Here is an 8,515-nt window from a genome sequence, read left to right on the forward strand (position 1 = left end):
CGTAGAAGGCGCGGTGGTCGCGGCCCAAGGCGATGGACGGGACGGCCAGGCCCCAGACGAGGGCGGCGAGTGCGGCCGCGGAGTACGGGAGTAGGCGGGTCGCGTCGTCGGGGAGGGTGAGAGCGGAGGTGCGATCGGCGAGGGCCAGCCAGGCGAGTGCGAGTGGGGCGTAGACGAGGCAGGTGCGGGCGGTGAGGCGGAGGGGGCCGGCGCGGCGGCCGTTCGGGCGGGCTACGCGGAGCAGTACGGCGCGCTTGCCGGGGGTGCTGCCGGTGGCGAGCGGGAGCAGCCAGAACCACAGGGCGCCGAGCGCCGTGCCGATCGCGAACGCGTGCTCGCGGCCGGTCGTCCAGTCGGTGGCGACGGCCAGCAGGCCGGTGGTCAGCGTCCACACGACGAGCCAGCCGGTCAGGTCGGCGAGGAAGGCGAGAGCGCGGCGGGTGAGGGTGACGCGGCTCCAGTAGCGGTCGCGTTCGGCGAGCGGGTCGTTGGCGGGGAGCATGCGGATGAGCGGCCCCGCGAGAAGCCAACCGGCTCCAGCACCGGCTGTGTTGAGGATCAGGTCGTCGACGTTGAATTGCCGGTAGGGGCACTCGTAGACGAACCACAGGCCGGTGAACTGGGTCATCTCGAAGAAGAGGGAGGTGAGGAACGCGAGTACGACCGTGGCGATCAGGCCTTGGCGGAGGCGGTAGCGCAGGTAGACGCCGAGCGGCAGGAGGAGGACCGCGTTGAGGATGGTGGTCCACGTCGGCGTGAGGGTGAGGAGGTTGGCGGGTGAGCGGTCGCCTTCGGCGGCGGTGGCGATGGTGCCCCTGAACGCGAACGGGTCGAGCTGCGGGCTCTCGGCATAGCGGCTCGTCGCGCAGTGCCCGTCGGTGTCGACGGGCAGCGGCATCACCGTCTGGAGGAAGGCGGCTGTCAGGTAGAAGACGAAGCTGTAGAAGACGAGTACCGGCCAGCCGCCCGCCCGTCCGCGCCGCCGGTAGCCGCGTATCGCGACGGGCACCATGATCAGAGCCGCGACCAGCGGGAACAGCGAGACCGCTGCCTCGACCGGTAGGAGGTAGGTCTCGAACACGGGGATGACGCCTTCTGGGGGTTCGCTAGCGGTGCTGGAGGAACGTGGTGACGGTCCGGACGTAGTCGTCCGGGTGCGAGACGTGCGGGAGGTGGCCGGCGCCGGAGTACGTCCGGACCTGGGCGTGTGGCAGGTGGTCGGCCAGATGGTCGACGACGGCGCCGAACGGCGGCGGGCTCTCCGTGCCACGGGTGAGGAGGATCGGGCCGGGGAAGCGCGCGAGGCGCTGGACGTCGATGTGCTGCCAGGTCGGGTCCGCCTGCTCGTCCATCCAGGTGACGGCATTGGTGACGAAGGTCTGCTGGAGCGGGCGCGGAAGCCCGTCCCATGCGCCGGGGCCCAACGCGATCTCTTCGACGAACTGCCGGGCTCCGGCTGCCATGTCGCCGGCCTCCAGCGTGACGAGCACGGCGTCGACGCGACTCTGCGCCTGTGCCATCAGGGCTCGCAGCGTCGGGTCCTGCGCGACGGTGCCGAACAGCGGGGGTTCGTGCGCCACGACCGAGCGGAACAGCTCCGGCCTGCGGGCCGCGAGCCCCAGCGCGATCGCCGCGCCGAACGAGTTGCCGGCCACGTGGGCCGGTGCCAGGGCGAGGGTCTCGATCAGGGCGGCCAGGTCGTCCTCGTCCTCCTGCCGCGAACCGGGGCCGGGAGGTCGCTCGCTGAGGCTGTGGCCCCGACGGTCGTAGGTGACGACGCGGTGTGAGTCGGCGAATCGCGAGACGACGGTTCGCCAGCCGTTGTGGTCGGTCCACGAGCCGTGCACGAAGACCAGCGGCTCGCCCGCACCCTCGTCCGTGTGGAAGAGCCGGACTCCGTTGACGCGGGCCTCTGGCACCCGGACCTCCTGGCGCTCGGAACGATCACTGCTCTCGAAGCGAAGCCTGCCGGATGGCGGCGAGGTGCGGCAAGCGGGTCCGTGACCGACCGTCACTCGTCGTCGGAGCGCTCGTGCGGCCCGTCGGTGACGAAGGAGCCCATGCCGGTGTGCGTGGTGATGAGCCCTTCTTCGCGCAGGGCCTTCGTGACCTTGCGGATCGTCGGACGTGACGTGGCGAACTCCTGCTCCAGCCGCACCTCGGAGATCAGGTGACGAGGCGGGTATTCACCGCTGTAGATCCGCTGCCGAATCACGTCGGCGATCTGCACCCACTTCGGGAACCTCGGGTCGTAGTCCATAGCACGCAGGACTGTACACATGCACGACCAGGCGAACATAGGGACTAATAGGAATTCCCAGGTATTGACAGGCATTTATAGGCGGCCATATCGTGCGGGAACGTGAAGCCCCGGCGACTGCAGCAACAGTCCCGGGGCGTGGCCAACCTGAGTACTTGGAAGGCAGGTCGACATGCAGCAGAGTACCGCCCACGGTGGCTTGTGGTGGCACGAGCCGAGACGTCACCACGAGCCGCTGGACGGCGACGCCACCCCGCTCGTCCGCCCCTATCTCCTCGCGGCGGAGCGGGAGTTCGACCAGGCTGCGTGGCAGTTGTTCCACACACCGACGGCGCCGTGCTGAGAATCCGCGTCTACTCCGTCAACCGCGCCACCGGCGAACGCCGCACGATCCGCCCGGAGCTCGTACTGACCGGAGAGGACGCCAACCCGCTGGACCTCACCATGGCGCTGCCGCCCTGCCGGTGCCCGCTGCACCGGGAGCGCGCCGAACTCCCCTGCGCAGAGGCGGCTGATGGCTCCTGACCGGCAGACGCGCACCACCGCCGCCGCGATGGCGCTCACCGCGCTGACGATCGGTCTCTTCGCGCTTCTGCTCCTACTACTGACGCATTGATCAAGGCCCGTTCCCGGCCACACCCCCTCAAAGGCCGGGAACGGGTCTCAGATTGCGTCCAGACGCCACGCGGAGCCGGTGCCCCCGCTACCTTCAAAGAGGCGACAATGGTCCGACGGCGGTAGGCGGTTCGGCTTGAGGGGGCACGCGCGGCATGAGCTTCGGCGGCGACGACGAATACGGCCATGCGCGAAGTGGCCGCCAGGGCACCCGCACGCGCCTGCCCGAGACGGAGAGCGGAGCCGCCCGGTCGGCGCCGCTGCGCCCTGGCCGAAACGTGCTGATGGTCGTGGGTGTGGTGATGCTACTGATCGGCGCGATCGCGGTGGCGACGCGCGCCGGGGAGGACGACGGACGGGGCGGCAACAGCCGCGAGCAGGCGCAACCGACCGCGCCGACGGGTGTCAAGCCGGTCGGGAGCGGGGCCGACGGCATCCCCGCCGGGTTCGCCCGCACCGAGCAGGGCGCCCAGAGCGCCGCCGCGAACTACGCGGTGGCGCTTGTATCCGCGGAGATCATCCGCCCATCCAGTCGTGGCGGCATCATCGAGCGGGTCTTCGCCCCCGACAAGGTGGACGACATGCGGGCGAAGATGGACAAGGCGTACTCACCGCATTTTCTCGAGCGCGTCGGGCTTGACCCGGAAGGCAACGCCCCGAAGGGCCACACCTACGTGTCCAGAACTGTCCCAGTGGGAACCAAAATCGTAGCGTTCGACTCCAAGTCGGCAGAGCTTGAGGTCTGGTGCACCGGCGTCTACGGCATGGCCGGCGAAGGCAGCACCACACCCGTGACGACCGACTGGTTCACGATGAAGTTCTCACTGCGTTGGGTCGGCAAGGACTGGAAGGTTCAGGGCTTCGCGCAGGAGAAGGGGCCGGCGCCGGTCAACGGAGACCTGCGCGCGTCCACCGCCAAGGAGATCGCGGAGGCGGTCGAGGGGTTCGGAGGCTTCACCTATGCCAGGTAATCGGCGTCGTGCCTTCGCCCTGTCAGCCGTCGTCGGGGCTCTGCAACTGCCTCTTGTCCTGGCCTTGGGGGCCAAGGCCTGGGCAGATCCCTCCGACGATCCGTCGGATGACACTTCGCCGTCTCCATCCCCATCCCCGTCCAACGATGACTGTGACCTCATCGTCGGCCCCGCGCGCGAGTACTGCGAGAACGGCGGCTCCTCCTCCGGAGGAGGAGGCGGGGGGTCCAGTCGTCTGGAGACCCTGGACCCGTTGTCCTCCTTGGCGAAGGGTTGCGCCGAGGCCGCCGCCTGGACGGTGGACAAGCTGTCCGAGGCGGTGTCGGCGACGGCCGACGTGGACTTCACGAACGCGGCGTTCCTCCGCCAGTACGCCGTGGTCTTCGCCGCCTCCACGATCCTCACGCTCATCCTGTGGCTGCTGGCGGTGACCAAGCGGGCGATCCGCGGCGTTCCGCTGACGACCGCGTTGTCGGAGGCGATCGGCTTCCTCTGGCTGGTGGTGCTCGCTTCCGCGTTCACGCCGTTGATCCTTTACACGCTCGTGTCTGCCGCGGACGCGGTGACGGACGTGATCGCGGCGGGTACCGGCTCGCAGACGGACAAGTTCTTCGGGTCGTTCTCGGAGGCGTTGGCCAAGGGTGAGGACATCGGCGGCGGGCCGATCATGCTGATCGTCGTGTCGCTGGTCTCGGTTCTGGCGGCCGGGGTGCTGTGGCTGGAGTTGGTGATCCGGGCGGCGCTGCTGTACGTGGGGGCGCTGCTGGGCGTGGTCGTCTACTCCGGGCTCGTGGACAAGAACCTGTGGTCCCATGTGCGCCGTTGGGCGGGGATCATGATCGCGGTGATCCTTGTGAAGCCGGTCATCGTGATCGTGTTGGGCCTGGCCGGGGCGCTGGCCAGCGGCGGTGACGGGCCCACCGCGTTCTCGGCGATCGTCTCCGGGCTGGCGATCATCATTCTCGCCATCTTCGCTTCCGCGATGATCTACCGCTTTGTCCCCGGCTTCGGGGACGAGATCGTCAAGCACCGCAACGCGTCCGCCGATCCGGCCTCGCGCAAGGCGGTCGCGGCGGTGTCGACGCCGGCGGCGATGCTGCGGCAGGGCATCAGCACACACTCCGCGCGCGGTGGCGCGGCGCCGGCGCAGAGCCAGCCGGCGCAGCCGAAGCAGCCCAACCCCGTCTCCGGCGGTGTGGCCGCGCACGGCGGCCGTGGTGGCGCCACGGCTCCGCCGCGTCAGCCGCCGGGTCCGCGTACCGGTAACAGCAGCAACTCCGGAGGTGATCGGTGACGACTCCCCACCTCGTCGCCCCCCGCCGTACCTACACGATCGGGCGAGCGCGCCCGAACGCCGTCATCGGCAAGAACCGGGAGACCGGCGAGATCGCGTTGATCGTCGTCGGGGCGTTCCTGGGCATGATGAGCGGTCTGCTGGTGCCGGTGCTGTCGGCGCGGATCGTGTTGCTGGTCGGGTTTCCGATGCTGGCGCTGGCCGCGGTGTACGTCCCTTACGGCGGGCGGACGTTCTACCGCTGGTTCGAGATCAAACGTTCCTACCGCCGGCTGCTGCGCAAGGGAGGCGCTGTGTACCGTTCGGACGCGGCGGAGGCGGGGATCAGTCTGGACGGCCGCGAGGTGGAGATCGGCCCGCCGCCCGGGGTGGGCCGCATCACCTGGATGGCGGCGCCGTTCGGCCCGGACGAGGTGGCCGTGCTCCTGCACGCCGACCGCCGCACGGTGACGGCGGCGATCGAGATCGAGGGCCCCGGCGTCGGTCTGCGGGACAGCGAGGACCAGGAGGCACTGGTCGACCGGTTCGGCACGCTGCTCAAGCACGTGGCGAACGGCGACGGGTACGTCAGCCGTCTCCAGATGCTCGCGCGCACGCTGCCCGCCGACCCGGACGCGCACGCCAAGGACGTGGCGCAGCGCGGGGACCAGCGGGCCCCGGACTGGTTGCAGGACTCCTACGAGCAACTCCAGTCGATGGTGTCGACGTCCAGCGAGCAGCACCGCGCCTACCTGGTCGCCTGCATGCAGTACGGCCGCGAGCTGGCGGCGGAGGCGGCGACGATCGCGAAGGCCGGCCGCAGCACACGTGGCAGGAAGCTGTCGAAGGACGAGGGCCTCGCGTTGATCATGACGCGGGAGCTGACGGACATCTGCGCCCGGCTGGCGGAGGCCGACATCAGGGTGCGGCAGCCGCTCGGCCAGGCGCGGCTCTCCTCCCTCATCCACTCGATGTACGACCCGGACCACCCCATCGACCACATCCAGGCGATGACCAGGCGCAACGCCTGGCCCGCCGAACTGGACGCCACCGAGCCGACATTCCTGCAGGCGAAGACCCGGGAGTCGGCGACCCGCGAACCGTGGTGCCACTCGACGGCCTGGGTGAAGGAGTGGCCGATGACCCCGGTCGGCGTGAACTTCCTGGCGCCGCTCCTCGTCCACACCCCGGACGTGATCCGCACGGTCGCGGTGTGCATGGACCTCGAACCCACCGAGGTCGCCATCGAGCGGATGCTGACGGAGAAGACCAACGACGAGGCCGAGGCGAACCGCCAGGCCAAGATGAACCGGACCATCGACCCCCGGGACATCGCCGCCCACGGCCGCGTCGACCAGCGCGGCGAGGACCTGGCCAGCGGCGCCGCGGGCGTCAACCTCGTCGGCTACATCACCGTGTCGTCCCGCAACCCCGACGACCTGGCCCGCGACAAGCGGACCATCAGGGCCGCCGCCGGCAAGAGCTTCCTGAAGCTGGAGTGGTGCGACCGCGAACACCACCGCGCGTTTGTCAACACCCTGCCGTTCGCCACCGGAATCCGACGCTGAGGAGGCGAGCAGCGCATGGCCAGGCTTGATCCGCTGTCACTGATCACCGAGGCGTTCACGAGCTTCCTCTTCGGGCGCGCCGAGACGACCAGATCGCCCGTCCGGACCTCCACCGGGCAGGCCCAGGCCGTCTACCTGCCCACGGCCGCGCCCGGCCTCGGCGACTCCGGCGTGATCATCGGCCGTGAGGTGTACAGCGGCAAGGGGTACATCTACGACCCCTTCCAGCTGTACGGCCAGCAGCTCCCCGCGCCGCACTGGCTGGTGCTCGGCGAGTCCGGCAACGGCAAGTCGGCGCTGGAGAAGACGTACGTCCTGCGCCAACTGCGCTTCCGGGACCGCCAGGTCGTCGTGCTCGACGCGCAGGGCGAGGACGGCGTCGGCGAGTGGAACCTGATCGCGGAGGAGCTGGGCATCACCCCCGTCCGGCTCGACCCGAGGGCCGCGCTCGACCAGGGTATCCGGCTCAACCCGCTGGACCCGTCCATCACCACCACCGGCCAACTCGCGCTGCTGCGGACGATAATCGAGGTCGCGCTCGGCCACGGCCTGGACGAGCGCGCCGGCTTCGCCCTGAAGGTCGCGCACTCCTACGTCAACTCCACGGTCGTCGGTCGCCAACCCGTCCTCACCGACATCGTCGAACAACTCCGCCACCCGGAACCGGACTCGGCGCTCGCGATGAACGTGGACCTGGAGGACGTGCGTTCCTGGGGCCTGGACGTGGCCCTCGTCCTCGACCGGCTCGTCGACGGCGACCTGCGCGGCATGTTCGACGGTCCGACAACCGTCGGCATCGACCTCGACGCGCCGCTCACCGTCTTCGACCTCTCCCACATCGACCGCAACTCCATCGCGATGCCGATCCTGATGGCCATCGTCGGCGTGTGGCTGGAGCACACCTGGATCAGGCCCGACCGGAAGAAGCGCATCTTCCTGGTGGAGGAGGCCTGGCACATCATCAACAGTCCCTTCGTCGCGCAGCTCTTCCAGCGGCTGCTCAAGTTCGGGCGGCGGCTGGGGCTCTCCTTCGTCGCGGTGGTGCACCACCTGTCGGACGTCGTCGACGGCGCGGCGGCCAAGGAGGCCGCGGCGATCCTGAAGATGGCCTCCACCCGCACGATCTACGCCCAGAAGGCCGACGAGGCACGCGCCACCGGCCAGGTGCTTGGCCTGCCCCGCTGGGCCGTCGAGATCATCCCGACGCTCACCCCGGGCATCGCCGTGTGGGACGTCAACGGGAACGTGCAGGTCGTCAAGCATCTCGTCACGGAGGCGGAACGTCCCCTCGTCTTCACCGACCGGGCGATGACGGAGTCCTCGGCGTCCGAACCGCCGCCGGACTCCGGGGCGGAAGCGCGGACACGGGCGACCACCCTCGACGCCATCGACGAGGCGTACGAGCGGGAGACGGAGTCCCGGGCGCTCTCCTTCGACAAACACGCGACGGCGGACGAAACGGTGGCATGACATGCCCGCGCACCACAGCGTCACGACAAACGGCTCGCCGGGTGGCGGTGGCACCGGCGACGGCAGGGCGGGCGGCATCCCGGACGGGCTGCTGCTGACCGGGCTCGGCGTACTGATCTCCTCGACGGTGCTGGTGTGGTCGGCGGCGGGCCTGTCCGCGCTGTTGGCCACCGGAAGTTGGCCGGAAGGTGTCAGCATCGGCCGCAGCGCGCTGGCCGTCCGCGCGCTGATCGGCCAGACCCACTGCCACCAGCACGCCGTCCTCGGCGACGCCGCCGAACGCCGCCTCCGTGAGCGAGCCGGCCTCGACGGCGACCTGGCGGCGGGCTGCTGCGGTCTCGCGGGCAACTTCGGCTTC

At 69.9% G+C, this 8,515-nt stretch carries 9 protein-coding genes and 1 pseudogene; 7 read left to right on the forward strand and 3 right to left on the reverse strand.

What is annotated here, in order from left to right; genetic code table 11:
• From FNX44_RS19865 to FNX44_RS19875, 3 genes are all read right to left on the reverse strand, one after another.
• Nucleotides 1-1,081 (reverse strand): VanZ family protein (locus FNX44_RS19865; RefSeq protein WP_143649771.1); only part of this gene is annotated, 1,081 nt, incomplete at its 3' end.
• 25 nt (nucleotides 1,082-1,106) lie between these two features.
• Complete coding sequence (locus FNX44_RS19870) at nucleotides 1,107-1,919, reverse strand: alpha/beta fold hydrolase (protein ID WP_143649773.1); 813 nt, start codon at nucleotides 1,917-1,919, stop codon at nucleotides 1,107-1,109.
• A gap of 92 nt (nucleotides 1,920-2,011) precedes the next feature.
• Nucleotides 2,012-2,260, reverse strand: a complete 249-nt coding sequence (locus FNX44_RS19875) for a GntR family transcriptional regulator (RefSeq protein WP_228450037.1) — start codon at nucleotides 2,258-2,260, stop codon at nucleotides 2,012-2,014.
• Nucleotides 2,261-2,432: 172 nt separating this feature from the next.
• Between FNX44_RS19875 and FNX44_RS19880 the strand changes: the two genes are divergently transcribed.
• The 7 genes and pseudogenes from FNX44_RS19880 to FNX44_RS19910 all read left to right on the forward strand — a co-directional run.
• Nucleotides 2,433-2,603 (forward strand): hypothetical protein, encoded by a 171-nt coding sequence (locus tag FNX44_RS19880; protein WP_153507503.1) that lies wholly within the window; start codon nucleotides 2,433-2,435, stop codon nucleotides 2,601-2,603.
• Nucleotides 2,597-2,785: a hypothetical protein gene (locus FNX44_RS19885; protein ID WP_143649776.1), complete on the forward strand. Its 189-nt coding sequence runs from the start codon at nucleotides 2,597-2,599 to the stop codon at nucleotides 2,783-2,785. Before FNX44_RS19880 ends, FNX44_RS19885 begins: the two co-directional genes overlap by 7 nt.
• A gap of 245 nt (nucleotides 2,786-3,030) precedes the next feature.
• Nucleotides 3,031-3,846 (forward strand): DUF8175 domain-containg protein, encoded by an 816-nt coding sequence (locus FNX44_RS19890; RefSeq protein WP_143649778.1) that lies wholly within the window; start codon nucleotides 3,031-3,033, stop codon nucleotides 3,844-3,846.
• Nucleotides 3,836-5,140 (forward strand): hypothetical protein, encoded by a 1,305-nt coding sequence (locus FNX44_RS19895; RefSeq protein WP_143649780.1) that lies wholly within the window; start codon nucleotides 3,836-3,838, stop codon nucleotides 5,138-5,140. The genes FNX44_RS19890 and FNX44_RS19895 overlap by 11 nt, the downstream gene beginning before the upstream one ends.
• Nucleotides 5,137-6,687, forward strand: coding sequence for an SCO6880 family protein (locus FNX44_RS19900; protein WP_143649782.1), 1,551 nt, complete (start codon nucleotides 5,137-5,139; stop codon nucleotides 6,685-6,687). Before FNX44_RS19895 ends, FNX44_RS19900 begins: the two co-directional genes overlap by 4 nt.
• Nucleotides 6,688-6,702: 15 nt before the next feature.
• Nucleotides 6,703-8,157, forward strand: coding sequence for an ATP-binding protein (locus tag FNX44_RS19905; protein WP_143649784.1), 1,455 nt, complete (start codon nucleotides 6,703-6,705; stop codon nucleotides 8,155-8,157).
• A gap of 1 nt (nucleotide 8,158) precedes the next feature.
• Nucleotides 8,159-8,515, forward strand: a pseudogene (locus FNX44_RS19910) (FAD-binding oxidoreductase); the annotation flags it as partial.

This window comes from Streptomyces alkaliterrae (assembly GCF_007097205.2).
Lineage (GTDB): Bacteria > Actinomycetota > Actinomycetes > Streptomycetales > Streptomycetaceae > Streptomyces > Streptomyces alkaliterrae.

Coding starts and splice junctions, on each gene's coding strand:
- FNX44_RS19880 (WP_153507503.1), top strand. CDS start 2,433: ATGCAGCAGAGTACCGCCCACGGTGGCTTGTGGTGGCACGAGCCGAGA.
- FNX44_RS19875 (WP_228450037.1), bottom strand. CDS start 2,260: ATGGACTACGACCCGAGGTTCCCGAAGTGGGTGCAGATCGCCGACGTG.
- FNX44_RS19895 (WP_143649780.1), top strand. CDS start 3,836: ATGCCAGGTAATCGGCGTCGTGCCTTCGCCCTGTCAGCCGTCGTCGGG.
- FNX44_RS19905 (WP_143649784.1), top strand. CDS start 6,703: ATGGCCAGGCTTGATCCGCTGTCACTGATCACCGAGGCGTTCACGAGC.
- FNX44_RS19890 (WP_143649778.1), top strand. CDS start 3,031: ATGAGCTTCGGCGGCGACGACGAATACGGCCATGCGCGAAGTGGCCGC.